General features: G+C 63.0%; 13 protein-coding genes and 1 tRNA gene. 1 reads left to right on the top strand and 13 read right to left on the bottom strand.

Going from position 1 to position 14,918, the window contains the following annotated elements; genetic code table 11:
* Positions 1–300: 300 nt before the first annotated feature.
* The 12 genes from Azoinq_RS09365 to rpsU all read right to left on the bottom strand — a co-directional run bounded on the left by Azoinq_RS09365 (position 301) and on the right by rpsU (position 13,041).
* Complete coding sequence (locus Azoinq_RS09365; protein WP_216129725.1) at positions 301–1,851, bottom strand: restriction endonuclease subunit S; 1,551 nt, start codon at positions 1,849–1,851, stop codon at positions 301–303.
* Complete coding sequence (locus Azoinq_RS09370; RefSeq protein ID WP_216129723.1) at positions 1,848–4,106, bottom strand: type I restriction endonuclease subunit R; 2,259 nt, start codon at positions 4,104–4,106, stop codon at positions 1,848–1,850. The genes Azoinq_RS09365 and Azoinq_RS09370 overlap by 4 nt, the downstream gene beginning before the upstream one ends.
* Before the next feature lie 646 nt (positions 4,107–4,752).
* Positions 4,753–4,829 (bottom strand) — tRNA-Ile (locus Azoinq_RS09375).
* Between the two features lie 54 nt (positions 4,830–4,883).
* Positions 4,884–5,930, bottom strand: a complete 1,047-nt coding sequence (locus Azoinq_RS09380) for a hypothetical protein (RefSeq protein WP_216129721.1) — start codon at positions 5,928–5,930, stop codon at positions 4,884–4,886.
* Entirely contained in the window at positions 5,923–6,414 is a 492-nt protein-coding gene (locus Azoinq_RS09385; protein WP_216129719.1) for a periplasmic heavy metal sensor, read from the bottom strand. Before Azoinq_RS09385 ends, Azoinq_RS09380 begins: the two co-directional genes overlap by 8 nt.
* Positions 6,411–6,833, bottom strand: a complete 423-nt coding sequence (locus tag Azoinq_RS09390) for a hypothetical protein (protein WP_216129717.1) — start codon at positions 6,831–6,833, stop codon at positions 6,411–6,413. Before Azoinq_RS09390 ends, Azoinq_RS09385 begins: the two co-directional genes overlap by 4 nt.
* A gap of 31 nt (positions 6,834–6,864) precedes the next feature.
* Complete coding sequence (locus Azoinq_RS09395) at positions 6,865–7,425, bottom strand: sigma-70 family RNA polymerase sigma factor (protein WP_216129715.1); 561 nt, start codon at positions 7,423–7,425, stop codon at positions 6,865–6,867.
* A 19-nt stretch (positions 7,426–7,444) separates the two neighbouring features.
* Complete coding sequence (locus Azoinq_RS09400; RefSeq protein ID WP_216129713.1) at positions 7,445–8,080, bottom strand: hypothetical protein; 636 nt, start codon at positions 8,078–8,080, stop codon at positions 7,445–7,447.
* 373 nt (positions 8,081–8,453) lie between these two features.
* On the bottom strand, positions 8,454–10,418 hold the full coding sequence (gene rpoD / locus Azoinq_RS09405; protein ID WP_216129712.1) for an RNA polymerase sigma factor RpoD: 1,965 nt from the start codon (positions 10,416–10,418) through the stop codon (positions 8,454–8,456).
* A 78-nt stretch (positions 10,419–10,496) separates the two neighbouring features.
* Positions 10,497–12,242: a DNA primase gene (dnaG, locus tag Azoinq_RS09410; RefSeq protein ID WP_216129710.1), complete on the bottom strand. Its 1,746-nt coding sequence runs from the start codon at positions 12,240–12,242 to the stop codon at positions 10,497–10,499.
* Positions 12,243–12,299: 57 nt separating this feature from the next.
* Positions 12,300–12,746 (bottom strand): GatB/YqeY domain-containing protein, encoded by a 447-nt coding sequence (locus Azoinq_RS09415; protein ID WP_216129708.1) that lies wholly within the window; start codon positions 12,744–12,746, stop codon positions 12,300–12,302.
* A gap of 82 nt (positions 12,747–12,828) precedes the next feature.
* Positions 12,829–13,041: a 30S ribosomal protein S21 gene (rpsU, locus tag Azoinq_RS09420; RefSeq protein ID WP_216129706.1), complete on the bottom strand. Its 213-nt coding sequence runs from the start codon at positions 13,039–13,041 to the stop codon at positions 12,829–12,831.
* 114 nt (positions 13,042–13,155) lie between these two features.
* Between rpsU and tsaD the strand changes: the two genes are divergently transcribed.
* Positions 13,156–14,199 (top strand): tRNA (adenosine(37)-N6)-threonylcarbamoyltransferase complex transferase subunit TsaD, encoded by a 1,044-nt coding sequence (tsaD, locus tag Azoinq_RS09425; RefSeq protein WP_216132080.1) that lies wholly within the window; start codon positions 13,156–13,158, stop codon positions 14,197–14,199.
* A gap of 48 nt (positions 14,200–14,247) precedes the next feature.
* Here the strand turns inward: tsaD and plsY are convergent, their stop codons facing one another.
* A complete protein-coding gene (gene plsY, locus Azoinq_RS09430) occupies positions 14,248–14,859 on the bottom strand; it encodes a glycerol-3-phosphate 1-O-acyltransferase PlsY (RefSeq protein WP_216132077.1) in 612 nt (203 codons plus the stop codon).
* Between the last annotated feature and the right edge of the window lie 59 nt (positions 14,860–14,918).

Raw genomic sequence — 14,918 nt, forward strand, 5'->3', positions numbered from 1 at the left:
TGTTTTAAATAAAGTTTGTTTTTCTACTGCGACGGCAACTGCTGCTGCCATCAAATACCCATCAAGCAAATCATGCCCAGCTAGGCACATAACGCCGGAGCTTGGGTGGGGCATCCGGGTCGTGCAGGCGGACAGCGCCAGCGCTCAGTGCTTCCTTGATCAGACGAGAGGCGGTCGCGCTGCTTTTCCGGGGCAATACCAAACTCCTGGGGCTCGGCATTGTTGTGCTTGAACTCCAGCCAGCCCGCTTCCTGGAGCGACACCCGAAATTTATGGACACGGCTGGCCCAATACGGTTCGTCACGCATGGGAGGCTTCCTTTACCTTGCGTCCGCGAGGCTTCTTCGGCGCGACCTGCGCCGCCCGTTCGGCACGGATGCGCTCCAGCAGCACGCTGGCGGGTTCGTCCGCGGGGTCCTGGGGCACCAGTTGGCCGGAGAAGGCGACACGCAGGATGTTTTGGCGCTGGGCAGTGGATTGTTTGAAGGAGAGTTCGATTGCCTGTCCTTGTTCCTCAATCGCTGCAAACTGCACGGCTAGCGCTCTGACGATTTCGACCTGCTCGTCAGTCGATGGTAGAGCCACTGGTAGTCTCGAAAATTTCCCAGCACTCAGATGGTTGATGCCGACACCGCCTGACAATCTGCGAAACACTCCTAGCTTTTGCATGGCCAAGAAGGAGTAAAAAGCAAATTCGGAGCCGACTCCTTGGGGCTGAAAGCGCAGCACGGTGTTCTGAAAGCAATACAGCCCGTCAACATTTGGCCAAATCGCAGGGCGACCAACATGCTCAGCGCTGCCAGATGCCTCGGTCAATAGGACATCCCCTACATGCAATTCGAAGGTATTTCGCTCCTGTTCGGAGAAGTCCATTTTCAGTACATCGGAAAAATCGATTCCCGCCTCAGTAATGTTGGCCGCGCGTATGTATCTAGTCGGCGAAATTCCTTTGAGCTTGTCAGGGGACCGTTGACGACCCAACTGAACATCGCCTAGCTGTTCAACGCTTGCCCACACCCACCCCTCCGGTAGTTCCGGTAAATCGGTGGTGTCGGGTTGAACTGGCTCGGGGTATTTCTTCAGCCAGTCGCGGGGTGCAGGTTTGCCTTGTGCCTGGAACTTGGCGAGTTGCCTGGTTTCCCAGCGGGCGCGGCGTTCGGTGAGGATGCGTTGCAGCAGTTGGGCGCCGGTTTCGCCGGGTGGGTTTTGCTGACACCATTCGGCCGTCAGCGCCCCTTCCACGGCGGCCTTTAGCAGGGACTGGCGGTACTGGACCAGCTTCTGCTGCGCGGCCTTGAGCTCGGCCACCCCGGCATCGAGGTCGGAGAGCAGTTCTTCGAGTTTGGCGACGATGCGGGTTTGTTCGGCGGCGGGGGGCAATGGAAACCGTTGGGCAGCCAAATCACCCGTCTTTAGGTTATTGATGTTTGACCCCGCGGACAACTCTGATACTGATTTCCGATAAGACGGTGTTTGAAAGAAGTACTGAAAGTAGGTTGGCGACAAAAGGGCTGAGGGACGGATGCCCGTGCAAAAAGCACCGAATGAGCCTTTGAAACTACCGCCAAGAAACGAGCCTGCCTTCCCCACAATCTCTTTGCTTCCACTAGACGAAGCAACTACTACATCACCTTGGAGCAAGAGCTGTTCGGTGGAAATACTTCCGGACGGCACATAGACCAACTCGTCAAATGTAAGAGCTACACCAGAGATATTTGTAGCCCGAAGTACGGGCAGGAGCCCTTCCTTTGGCTCACTGGCTGATTGTTCGCGCTTATAGGTCACGCCACGAATAATCTGTGCGACCTCGCTCAGCTCTATATCTATCCAACTCTTTGGGACGCTACTCACGCCACCAGCTCCACATTCATTTCATCCATCAGCGTATCCAGTTCCTTGCCGAACAGGCCCCAGGCCTTCTGCAGTCCGCCTTTGCCCGCCAGTTCGGCGTAATCGAAATCCTCCCGACCGATGCAGCAGCTACTGGCGATGTGGTCTTTCATCAGGCGCAGCCAGTCGGTCTGCTCGGGGGTGAAGGCGGTTCCCCGTTGGGCGTTGTGGCGGAAGATCCAGGCCTGGAAGCGTTTGTCCACTTCGTCGGCAAAGGGTTTGAGTTCGCCCTCCAGCCCTAGGGCGAAACGCAGCAGGGAGACCAGGTCGGTGAGCTGGCGCTTGCGGTCGGTCCCTTTCACCTGGCCGGCCTGGACCCGGGCGTAAGCGCTCCACAGGCGCTCGGTGGTGAGCATCAGGGGCGGCTGGCTGAGGCGTTGGTGCAGGTCTTCGATCATGGCGAAGGTGAGGGCCCGGCGCTGGTAGGGTTGCTGGTAGAAAAAGCCGAGGGCGGCGATTTCATCCCGGTGCTGCCGCAGGTAATCGGCAAAGCCTTGAATGACTGCTTTGGCCTTAGCCTCGGCCTGCTCGCTGAAACCGGCAAATGTGAGTTCATCCACATTGATATGGTCGATGATCTGCTCCCGCTCGCGACGGGCGTTTTCAATCTCATCCCGCAGCGCCGGCTGGTCGAAGGGGGCGCAGGCGGCGGCTACCCGGGCGGCCCGGGCGGCGTCGATTTCCTCAGGCAGCAGGGTGTCTTCGCTGCGGGTGATGCCTTGGGCCTGAGCGGTGGCCAGGGCCGTTTGCACGATGGCATCCGGGTCCAGAGCGGCGATCAGCGCCTTGCCCAGCTCGGCCAAAGGGATGCCGCCGCTGGCTTTTTCGATGCGAGCCAGGGCCTTGGCGTCCAGCTGCTTGGCCAGGCGCACCAGACGGTTGGCGAGGGAGAGCACAGTATCGTCGTCCCGGCTGCCCAGGGCCACGCCTTGCAGCAGGTCCTTGAGGGGAACGCCGGGCTTCTTTTCCAGGGGGCGGCTTTCGGTCTTGAGGGATTTTTCCACCCCCACGGCATCGATCAGGACAAAGCGGGTCTTGGCCCCGTCGGCGCTTTTGCTGACGCGCTTGAGGCTGTCTCCATCCAGGCTGCGGACGCCGCGGCCCTTCATCTGTTCGTAGTAACCGCGGGAACGCACGTCGCGCATGAAGAGCAGCACTTCCAGTGGCTTCACGTCGGTGCCGGTGGCGATCATGTCCACAGTGACGGCGATGCGCGGGTTGTAGTCGTTGCGGAAGCTGCTGAGGATGCTGTCGGCGTCTTCTTCGGCCCGGTAGGTGACCTTCTTGCAGAAGGCGTTGCCTTGCCCATACACCTCCCGCACGATGTTGATGATGTCGTCGGCGTGGCTGTCGGTCTTGGCGAAGATGAGGGTCTTGGGCACTTCCTGGCGGGTGGGGAATATTTCCTGTTCCACGGCCCGCTTCATCTCGGTGATGACCTTGCGGATCTGGCTGACGTTAACCACCGACTTGTCCAGGTCCTTGCCGCTGTACACGGTGTCTTCTTCGGTTTCGCTCCAACGCTTTTTGCGGGTCTGGCGGTCCCGGTGGTCCACCCATTCCTTGGCCTTGATCTCAGCGCCTTTCCGGGTGATCTCCGTTTCGATCTCGTATACGTCGTAGCCGACGTTAACGCCGTCGGCCACCGATTGCTCGTAGGTGTATTCGGCAACGATGTTTTCGTTGAAAAAGCCGAAGGTGCGCTTGTCAGGCGTGGCGGTGAGGCCGATCAGGTAGGCGTCGAAGTAATCGAGCACCTGTTTCCACAGGTTGTAGATGCTGCGGTGGCATTCGTCGATGACGATGAAGTCGAAGGTTTCCACCGGCACGGCCGGGTTGTAGCGCACCAGCTTTTCCTGTTTGGCTGTTTGCTGCACCTCGTTGAGGGAAATATCCTCAGCCGATTCATCAATCGGCTCCCCGGAGAGGATGGAGTACATGCGCTGGATGGTGCTTATGCATACCTGCGAATGGGGATCGATGTTAGGTGAGGCCAGTCGCTGTACGTTGTAGAGCTCGGTGAACTTGCGGCCATCATCCGGTGGTGTGTAGGCCATGAATTCTTGATGGGCCTGTTTGCCGAGGTTTCGGGTATCGACCAGGAACAGGATGCGCTTGGCGCCGCCGAATTTGAGTAGGCGGTAGATCGAGGTGATAGCGGTGAAGGTTTTGCCCGCGCCCGTGGCCATGTGTACCAAAGCGCGTGGTTTGTTCATCGCCAGGGATTTTTCCAGCCCGGTAACGGCGCTGACTTGGCAGTCGCGCAGATTCTCCACTGGCAGCACAGGCATTTTTTCAGCTAGGCGACGGCGTAGGGTTTCTGGCTGCGCTCCCCAAACTGCCAGTGCTTCCGGCTTGAAAAAATGGAAGACTTCACGGGAGCGCGGTGCGGGATCGTCGTTATCGGTGAAGCGGATGATCTGGCCCGTGGCCTCGAATAGGAAGCGTAGCGGCGTGTTATTTGTGAGCCACTTGAGATGGGCTGTGGCGTAGCGCTCAGTTTGGCTTTCGACGGCGGTAATGTTTGCGCCTGCGCTATCTTTTTTTGCCTCTATGACACCCACAGCCCTGCGGTTGACGAACAGAACGTAGTCGGCTGGCCCCGTGTCGGTGGGATATTCGCGGACGGCGATACCCAGTCCTGCAGACAAATTCAGTTTTGTAAAATCTTGTAGGACCCAACCAGCGGCTTCTAACCGATTGTCGATCACTATCCGAGCTTGGGTTTCTGGGGACATATAGATGAATGGCGGATATAAGCACGCTCATTTTAGTTTGCTTCTGAGCTTTGGGCGTGGGTGCTTATTGCCAGCGGCTAAAGAAAAAACCCGACCGGGGAAACCGATCGGGTTTTTTACTCGTTGGTGGGCCCGCAGGGACTTGAACCCTGGACCAAAGGATTATGAGTCCTCTGCTCTAACCAACTGAGCTACAGGCCCGAAGGCGGCGATTCTATCGCGAAAGGGGGCTTGCGGGCCACTCATGCCGGGTGATTAGTTGGGGGCGGCGGGGGCGCGCTCCCGGCGTTCCCGCAGGCGGTCCAGCAGGGGGTGTTTGCCCCGGCCACCGTTTTCCGGGCCGGAGACGTCCATGGGGGCTGGGGTGGGGGTGTGGAATAGGGCGGCCCGCATGGCGATGCCGCAGTTGGCGCTGACGACGCCGGATTTGGGCTGGATGGCCAGACGGGCGAAGATGCCGTAGTAGCGTTTGTCCCCGCTGATCCAGGGGTAAAAGCCGAAGGCGCCGGCGGAGCTGAAGGCCCCGTCCCCCTGGGGATCGTCTTCCACCCAGTGGTTGAGGGAGTAGTGCCAGGCCCGGGGCACCGGGCTGTGGGCGGCCTTGCCCGGGCAGCTGGCGGCATCGGTGCAGACGGGCTGGTAGCCCAGATAGCGAGAGAGCTGGAGCTTGCCCGCCAGGAGGCGGCGGAGAAAGTCCCCGTAGGCGGCGGGGCTCATGGAGAGCCCGCCGGCGGGTTCGGGGGAGAGAAAGTGGATGTCGCTGCCCGAGTTGAGGGTGGCGTTCCAGGTTAGGGCCAGGGACTGGAGGTCCAGTTGCCCCAGGCCCAGGTCCATGGCCAGCTTGGCGTCGTGGCCCTCGTTGTAATTGAAGACGCCTACCTTGGCCGGGTCCTGGTGGCCGTTGGCGCGCCGTCCCAGGCATTCCTCGATGTTCTTGGCACCCCGGCAGAAAAAGGGATTGAAGCTGTCAAAGCCGCTGCCCATTTCCAGGGCTTGAATCTGGGCCGGGCTCAGGTGGCCCTTGGTGGTTTCCACCACGAAGGCCCCGAAAATCCATTTGGAGGCGGAGGCGATGGGCAGGGGATTCCGGGCTTGCACCCGGGTGCCCTTGCTGCCGCTGGCGATCACCCCCTTAGCATCGCCGATTTCCCAGTAGTAGTCCCCCAGATTTTGGCAGACCGGGGCGCTATCCAGTACCCGCTTGGCGGCCTGGATATCCGGGGCGGCTAGGGCAGGCAGGGTCGCGGCCAGGAGTAGGGCGGTGGCCCAGGCCCGGGGGGCGGAGGGGCGGAGCTTAATCATGGGTGGAATCTCCATTGAGAGTTTGGGCGCTCAGGCGCCGGGCCATGGCCTGGGCCAGCCGGGCCCGCTGGTCCGGGGGCAGTTGAGCCAGGGCGTGGAGCAGATGGGTCTGGAGAATGGCCTGGGCCTGGTTGGTTTGCTGGCGCAGACGGGTGAAATCTGCGGCCAGGGCCGCCTGATCCAGATGGGGGGCGGCGGCCCGGGCGGCGGCGTCCTGTCGGGTCTGGCCCAGGGCGCGGAGCACTGGGGCCATTTCCACCAGGGCCTGGCCCATTTCCCGGCGCAGCACCTGCCGTTCCGGGGCGGGGAGGTCGGCAGCCAGCCCCTGAAATTGCTGGGCCCAGGCCGGGCCGCCCCTGAGGTGCTGACCCCAGTGGCCCCCCAGGATGCCCAGGAGAAAGCCGTTGAGGACCAGGGAGAGGACCAGCAGGCCGGGCAGAAAACGGCGCCAGCCGCGCCGGAGGGGCAGGGCGGGGGCGTTCATAGGGTCAGCTCCCATACCCAGGGGCCGCTCCCCAGCAGGTCCGGGCCTTGGGGGAGGGGGGCGGTATGGCGGAAGCCGGTGACAAAGCCCAGTACCAGACTGAGGCCCAGGGCGGCTCCCAGCCACCAGCCAGAGCGGAGGGGGCGCCCGGAAGGTGCGCGGTGCCCGAGGTGTTCAAGGTGTCCGGGGCTCCCCGGGTGGCGCCGAGGCAGGGTCAAGGCGGCTGGCCGGGCCGGGGCTGCCTCTTCCAGTCGGTAGCCATCCAGCCATTGATCCAGATCCCGGGCCTGGGCCAGCAGCAGTTGTAACTCTGGCTGGCGGGAAAAGGCGGGGAAGAGGGGCCGATCCGCCTCGGGCCAGCGGGCCGGATCGGCCCCGTAGGCTTCCAGGCATTGGATGAAGCGTTGGCGTGGGTCCATGGGCACATTCTCCTTCATCTGGACGGGGGCGTCAGGGGGCGTTTTCCCGTAAGGGGGCCAGGCTTCGGCGCAGGGCGGTACGGGCCCGCACCAGCAGGGATTCCAGGGCGCTTTCGCTGACTTCCAGCAGGGCCGCTGCTTCCCCCTGGGACAGCTCCTGGTAATAGCAGAGCACCAGGGCGGCCCGCTGGCGGGGCGGCAGCTGGGCCAGGGCCTGTTGTACTAGGCGGGCCTGCTGGGCCTGGCTGGCCCTCGCTTCCCCGTCTGGTGCCGGGTCCGGCCAGTCTTCCGCCACTTCCCCCGCCCAGCGGGCATTGCGGCCCAGCTGATCCAGGCAGAGGCGGTAGGCGATCTGGTACAGCCAGGTGCTGAGGCGGGCCCGGGGTTCCCAGCCGGGGGCGGCTTCCCAGGCCTGGAGCCAGGTCTGCTGCACCGTTTCCTCTGCCGCCGCCCGGTTGCCCAGGAGCCGTTGGGTAAAGCCCAGGAGCCAGCCCTGGTGGCGCTGGCTGAGGCGGCCAAAGGCCTGCCGGTCCCCCAGGGCGGCGGCCGCCATATCGGCGGCGTCCGCTGCGGTGGTATCCGGTAGGGCCATGGCGGGGGGGCCGGGGTGCCTAGTTGGCGCCGCCCGGGGTCAGGGTGATGCCCCGGGTACGGCCCCCGGGGCCAGTGACCTGGTGGTTGAGGCTGTGGTCAGCGCTGTCGTAGCTGTTGCTGCCGCTGCGGGTATAGGTCTGGCCGTTGGCCCCGGTCATGGTGGTGTCGGCGCCGTGGTTTGCCTTGTCATAGCCGGTGGCGGTGGTCACCGTTTGGCCCTGGGGACCGGTGTAGCTGGTGTCCACCTGATGGGTGGCGCTGTTGTACTGGCTGGTGGCGGCCACGCTCTGGCCGTTGGCGCCCGTAATGGTGCGGGAATAGGTTTTGTCCGTGCTGTCGTAGCTGCCGCTACTGCTGCGGGTGTTGCCGCCGGGGCCCGTGACCGTGCGTTGCCCGGTACCCGTGGCCTTATCGTAGCTAGCGTTGCTACTGCGCTGCCACAGGCGCCCCTGGCTGCCGGTGACGCTGGTGTCCCGGCTCACCTGGTCCGGCGCCCGGTCGATCTGGCGGCTGTAGGCGCCGCTGCCGCCCCGCTGGCCGGTAAAAGTACCCTGGCTTAAACGTCCGGCCTGGGCTGGCAGGGCCAGACTCAGGCCCCAGAGCAGAAGGAGGGCCGGGGCGGCCAGGGAGCGGGGGCTAGGGCGGGATGACATGGGCGAACTCCTGAAAATTGGGGAGGGCGGTGGGGCGGCTTGGCGCCCCTGCCTGTCCATGAAACGGAGCGAGGACCAATTTCCTGCGGTCAATTTTGCAACGAATTGTATCTGGTGCTGGAGCCGGGCTAAGAATGCAATGGGTAGAGCGGGGAGCAAGGGAAACGCCGCAAGGGGCGAGGCGAGTGGGGTGTGAAGCGAGACAGGCGAATGGCGCGAAAAGGCGGGGAGCGATACAGGAGGGAATGCGGGGAGGTGGGGTAAGGCGGGGAAAGGTGCTCCCGCCGAGCGGGGGAAGCGGTGGTGCGGAAAGGCTGGGGGAAAACCGGGGAAAAACGCTCCGGCAGCCGGGAGGCCGCCGGAGCATGGGGACTTAGCTGTTGTTATTGTCCAGGAAGCTACGCAGCTTGTCGGAGCGGGAGGGATGGCGCAGTTTGCGCAAAGCCTTGGCTTCGATCTGGCGAATCCGTTCCCGGGTAACGTCGAACTGCTTGCCCACTTCTTCCAGGGTGTGGTCCGTGTTCATTTCGATACCGAAACGCATCCGCAGCACCTTGGCTTCCCTCGGGGTGAGGGTATCCAGGATTTCCTTGGTCACTTCCCGCAGGCCGGAGTAGAGGGCCGCATCCACCGGGGCGGTGGTGGCCGTATCCTCGATGAAGTCCCCCAGGTGGGAGTCGTCATCGTCCCCGATGGGGGTTTCCATGGAGATGGGCTCCTTGGAAATCTTCAGGATCTTGCGGATCTTTTCTTCCGGCATCTCCATCTTTTCGGCCAGGGTGGCGGGATCGGGCTCGGCCCCGGTTTCCTGGAGAATCTGCCGGGAGATCCGGTTCATCTTGTTAATGGTTTCGATCATGTGCACCGGAATCCGGATGGTCCGGGCCTGGTCGGCGATGGAACGGGTGATGGCCTGGCGAATCCACCAGGTGGCGTAGGTGGAGAACTTGTAGCCACGCCGGTATTCGAACTTATCCACGGCCTTCATCAGACCGATGTTGCCTTCCTGGATCAGATCCAGGAATTGCAGGCCCCGGTTGGTGTACTTCTTGGCGATGGAGATCACCAGCCGCAGGTTGGCCTCGGTCATTTCCCGCTTGGCCCGGCGGGCCTTGGCTTCGCCGGTGGACATCTGCTTGTTGATGTCCTTCAGGTCCTTCAGGGGAATGCCGATGTGTTCTTGCAGGGCCAGGAGCTTGCGCTGTTCTTCCTGGATATTGGGCGCGTTGCGGCCCAGTATCGTGGCGTAACCCTTGGCTCCGGCCGCCAGTTCCGCTTCCACCCAGGCCAGATTGGTTTCGTTACCGGGGAAGGCCTTGATGAAATGGGGCCGGGGCATGCCCGCCTTTCTTACGCACAGTTCCTGAATCTTGCGCTCGTGGGTGCGGATGCTTTCCACCATGTGGCGGACCGCGTCACAGAGCCGTTCGATGACCCGGGAGGTGAAGCGGATGTTCATCAGCTCGGCGGAAACCTGGGCCTGGAGCTTGAGATAGGTCTTGTCCTGGGAGCCCTTGGAGACCAGGGCCTTGTGCATCTTGGCGTAGAGGGCCTTGATGGTGGCGAAGCGTTCCAGGGCGTCGGCCTTGAGCTGAAGCATGGAGGCGGATACGGCGCCGCCGTCCCCGTCATCCCCGTCTTCCTCTTCGTCCAGGTCTGCGTCATCGGCCATGTCGGCGGCGGATTCTTCCCCTTCCGGTGCATTGGGGTCGATGAGGCCGTCCACCAGCTCGTCGATGCGCATTTCCTCCTTTTCCACCTTGTCCGCCATTTCCAGAATTTCGGTAATGGTGGAGGGGCAGGCGGAAATGGCCAGAATCATGTGGCGCAGACCGTCTTCGATGCGCTTGGCGATTTCAATTTCGCCTTCCCGGGTGAGCAGCTCTACGGAGCCCATTTCCCGCATGTACATACGCACCGGATCGGTGGTCCGGCCAAATTCGGAATCCACGGTGGAGAGGGCGGCTTCCGCTTCCTCTTCCACTTCCTCGTCGTCGGAGACGGCGGGGGCGTTGTCGGACATGAGCAGGTCTTCCGCCGCGGGGGCTTCGTCGAAGACCTGGATCCCCATGTCGTTGAAGGTGGAGATGATGGATTCAATCTGCTCCGCGTCCACCACATCGTCAGGCAGGTGGTCGTTGATTTCCGCGTAGGTGAGGAAGCCCCGTTCTTTACCTAGCTTGATCAGATTTTTGAGACGCATCCGGCGCGTCTCCGCATCCACCGGGGCTGCGGCTTCCTGTGCGCCAGCCGCTTCCAGCAGCGCCCGCTCCTTGGCCTTGGATGCTTTGGCCTTGAGAATTTCCTTGGCCGCTTCTTTTGCCTTTTCCTTTGCCATGACCTAGTCCCGATAATCCTGCAAAAACCGCATATTATACCATAGGTTAGCAACTTCCTTTTGTCGAAGGAAAGTCACTTACCGCCTCCGGCGAACCCTGCCCAGCCGGCCGATTTCCACGGCCAGCCGACCGAATTCCCGTTTTTCGTCATCCCCCAGACCGGTGGTCCGGAGTTTTTCCTTGAGCCGTTCCTGGGCTTCCACCAGCCGGTCCAGCTCCAATTGTTCCAGGGCCCCCTGCATGTCCGCTTCCGCTTCCTCGTCGGAGAGGGGCTTGAGTTCCAGTTCCCGTAAGGCGGCCAGTAACATTCCTTCGTCCGGCGAGCCCCGGAAGAGTTCCACGAAGCGGGCCACATTGCCCATGTGCTGACCGTTTTGCAGTTTTTCCACCAGATGGCGCAGGGTGGTGGTGGCCGGGTCCGAGCCTTCCAGGGCCATGAGGGGCAGCTGGCTGGCCAGGGCGGGGCACTGGAGCAGGGGGGGCAGAAGGCGCTTGGTGAGGGACAGGGCGCTGCGGGGCGCCCGGGCGGGGGCGGGGGGCGCAATGGTCTTTAATTCGCAAAGCCGTTCCACCTCGGCCTGGGAAAAGCCACTGGCCTCCGCCAGCCGCTTGACCAGTTGTAGGCGCAGGAAGGGGGTGGTGAGCCGGGTAATCAGGGGCTTGGCGTTATAGACCAGCTGGGCCTTGCCTTCCGCCGTGGTGAGGTCGCTGCGGGTGGCCAGTTCTTTGAGGAGAAAGTCGGAGAGGGGCAGGGCCTGGGCCACTTTGGTCTGGAACGCCTCCTTGCCCTGTTCCCGGACGAAGGTGTCCGGATCGTGTTCCGGAGGCAGGAAAACAAAACCGATCTGCTTGTTGTCCGCCAGGGCTTCCAAGCTGTTTTCCAGGCCTCGCCAGGCCGCCTTGCGTCCTGCTGCGTCCCCGTCGAAGCAATAGACGATGCGGTCCACCTGGCGTAGCAGCTTCTGCACGTGGCTGGCAGTGGTGGCCGTGCCCAGGGTGGCCACCACATTGCCGATGCCGTGCTGGGACAGGGCGACCACGTCCATATAGCCTTCCACCACAATGGCCGTGTCCGTTTCCCGCAGGGCCTGGCGGGCCTGGGGCAGGCCGAAGAGTTCGTGGCCTTTTTCAAACAGGGGGGTTTCCGGGGAATTCAGGTACTTGGGTTCCCCTTGGTCCAGAATGCGGCCACCGAAGGCGATGACTTCCCCTTTCTGGTTAATGATGGGGAACATCACCCGGTCTCGGAAGCGGTCGTAGAGCCGCCCCTGGTCGTTGCGAATGACTAGGCCGGCGCTCTGCATTTCCGGGCTGTGGTAGTGGTCGCCGAAAACCGCTTCCAGATTCTGCCAGCCGTCCGGGGCGTAGCCGATGCGGAAACGCTGCACCACCTCCCCGCTTAAGCCCCGCTTTTTCAGGTAAGCCTTGGCCCGTTCCGAGCCCTTCATCTGCTCGTAGTAGTAGCGGGCCGCCCGGTCCATGAGGTCCGTCAGCTGGGCGATGCGGGGCTGGCGGCCACGCTGGCCCCGGTTTTCCTCGGGCACCTGGAGGCTCACCCGGGCCGCCAAGTCCTTGACCGTTTCCACAAAGCCCAGGCCGGAATATTCCATGAGAAAGCCGATGGCCGTGCCATGGGCCCCGCAGCCGAAGCAGTGGTAGAACTGTTTGCTGGGACTGACGGTGAAGGAGGGGGTTTTTTCGCTGTGGAAAGGACAGCAGGCGGCGTAGTTGGCCCCGGCCTTTTTCAACGGCACGTAGCCGTCGATCAGCTCCACAATGTCGATGCGCTGCAGGAGTTCCTGGATAAAGGATTCGGGAATCAAGCGGGCAACCGGGGCAGAAGAAAAAAAGAAAAGGGCCGGCGGACCGGCCCCGGGGCGTCAGGCAGAAAGCTTGGCCTTGACCAGCTTGGAGACCTGGCTCATGTCGGCCCGACCGGCCAGCAGGGGCTTGAGCAGGCCCATGACCTTGCCCATATCCGCCGGGCCGGCGGCACCGCTATCGCTCACCGCCTTGGCGATGGCAGCAGCAATTTCCTCTTCCGAAAGGGCGGCGGGCATGTAGGCGGAAAGCACGGTCATTTCAAACTTTTCCGCATCCGCCAGATCGGCCCGATTGGCGGCTTCGTACTGGGCCACCGAATCCCGGCGCTGTTTCAGCATCTTGTCGATGATGGCCACCACGGCGTCGTCGTCCAGGGTGACCCGTTCGTCCACTTCCTTTTGCTTCATGGCGGCCAGCAGCAGGCGGATGGCGCCCAGCTTGGCCGTCTCTTTGGCACGCATGGCGGACTTCATGTCCTCATTGATGCGTTCCTTGAGTGTCATGGTTGTTTCCTTCTAAGGTCCAGAAGCGCAAAAAGCCGTCCATCGAAGATGGACGGCCGGTGTGGCGTCAAGTCGCGCAGGCTTAGAACATCTTGGGCGGCAGGGTTTGGCTGCGGATGCGCTTGTGGTGACGCTTCACGGCAGCAGCCAGCTTGCGCTTGCGTTCGGCCGTGGGCTTTTCGTAGAACTCGCGGGCGCGGAGTTCGGTCAGCAGGCCGGTTTTTTCGACAGTGCGCTTGAAACGGCGCATGGCCACTTCAAACGGTTCGTTTTCCTTGACGCGGATATTAGGCATTGAAATCAGTCCCCAGACAGCAATGAGAGAAAACCTTGGATTCTATCGAAACGTCAACCGTTTACCAAGGGGGTAAGCACAAAAAAAGTGCGGGCCGGTGCTAAAATGCGCCCCATGTTGATCCTGGGCATCGAATCTTCCTGCGACGAAACCGGCGTCGCCCTTTATGAACTTCCCGATGGGGCGGGGGCTGGCGGCCGTCTGCTGGGCCACGCCCTCCATTCCCAGATCGTGCTCCACGCCCAGTATGGCGGCGTGGTGCCCGAGCTGGCCTCCCGGGACCATATTCGCCGGGCGGTGCCCCTGCTGCGCCAGGTGCTGGCCCAGACCGGGCGCAGTCTGACGGATATTGATGCGGTGGCTTACACCCAGGGGCCGGGACTGGCCGGGGCCCTGCTGGTGGGGGCCTCCTTCGCCGAAAGCCTGGCCTTCGCCCTGGACGTGCCCGTGCTGCCAGTGCATCACCTGGAAGGCCATCTGCTGTCTCCCCTGTTGTCCGCCGATCCTCCCTCCTTTCCCTTTGTCGCCCTCCTGGTGTCCGGCGGTCATACCCAGTTGATGCGGGTGACCGGGGTCGGGGCCTACGAACTGCTGGGGGAAACCCTGGATGACGCGGCGGGGGAAGCCTTCGATAAGACCGCCAAGCTCCTGGGCCTGCCCTATCCGGGCGGTCCGGTGCTGGCCAAGCTGGCGGAGCAGGGCGTACCGGAGGCGGTCCATTTCCCCCGGCCCATGCTCCATTCCGGGGATCTGAATTTCTCCTTTTCCGGCCTCAAAACCGCCGTTCTGACCCAGGTGCGAGGCCGGGAACTGGTGGAACAGGAGCGGGCCGATGTGGCCCGGGGCTTTCAGGATGCCCTGGTGGAGGTGCTGGTGCGCAAGGCCGTGGGCGCCTTGCGCCAGACCGGTTTGAACTCCCTGGTGGTGGCCGGGGGCGTGGGGGCGAACCGGGAGCTGCGCCGCAGCCTCAACGCCCAGGCCGCCCGGCGCAAATTTCGGGTCTATTACCCGGAACTGGAATATTGTACGGACAACGGGGCCATGATCGCCCTGGCCGGTGCCCTGCGCTTGCAGGCCGGTGCCCAGCCCAAGGCGGCGGGGAGCTTTTCCGTGCGGCCCCGCTGGCCTCTGGCCGATCTCAATATTGTTGAAGCCTAGGGGCGCCCCAGGGGGTGCCGCCGATCGGGCGGTGGCGGGAAAGGCGGCTTAAGCCGCCTTTTTTTTGCTGCCGATGCGGCTCTCCGTACCCGCCAGCAGGCGCTGGATATTGGCCCGGTGCTTGATGATGAGGGCCAGGGCCAGGAGGCTCACCATGAGCAGTTGGCCGTTCATACCCCCCATCCAGGCGCTCAAGGCCGGGGCGCTGAGGGCCGCCAGCAGGGCGGCCAGGGAGGAATAACGGGTAACCACGGCCACCACCAGCCAGACGCCGATGACCGCCAGTCCCAGCCAGGGGCTCAAAGCCAGCAGTACTCCGGCGGCCGTGGCCACGCCCTTGCCCCCCTTGAATTTGAGGAAGACGGGGAAGAGGTGGCCGAGGAAGGCGGCTAGTCCGGCGCTGGCAATGGCGATTTCCGCCAGGCCCAGGTGGGGCGCCAGTCGCCCCACCAGAAACACCGCCAGCCAGCCCTTGGCGGCGTCCCCCAGGAGGGTGGTGAGGGCGGCCAATTTATTGCCGCTGCGCAGCACATTGGTGGCCCCCGGATTGCCGGAGCCGTAGGAGCGGGGGTCGGCCAGGCCGAAGAGCTTGCTGGAGACCACGGCAAAGGGAATGGAGCCCAGCAGATAGGCGCTGATCAGGGTGAGAAAAAGGGCCATGGACAGGGGGGCGGTGGGCAAGGGATCGATAGGTAAGGGGGTCATGGGCCGGGGCGCCG

It is taken from the genome of Azospira inquinata, assembly GCF_018905915.1.
In the GTDB taxonomy this organism is placed as follows: domain Bacteria; phylum Pseudomonadota; class Gammaproteobacteria; order Burkholderiales; family Rhodocyclaceae; genus Azospira; species Azospira inquinata.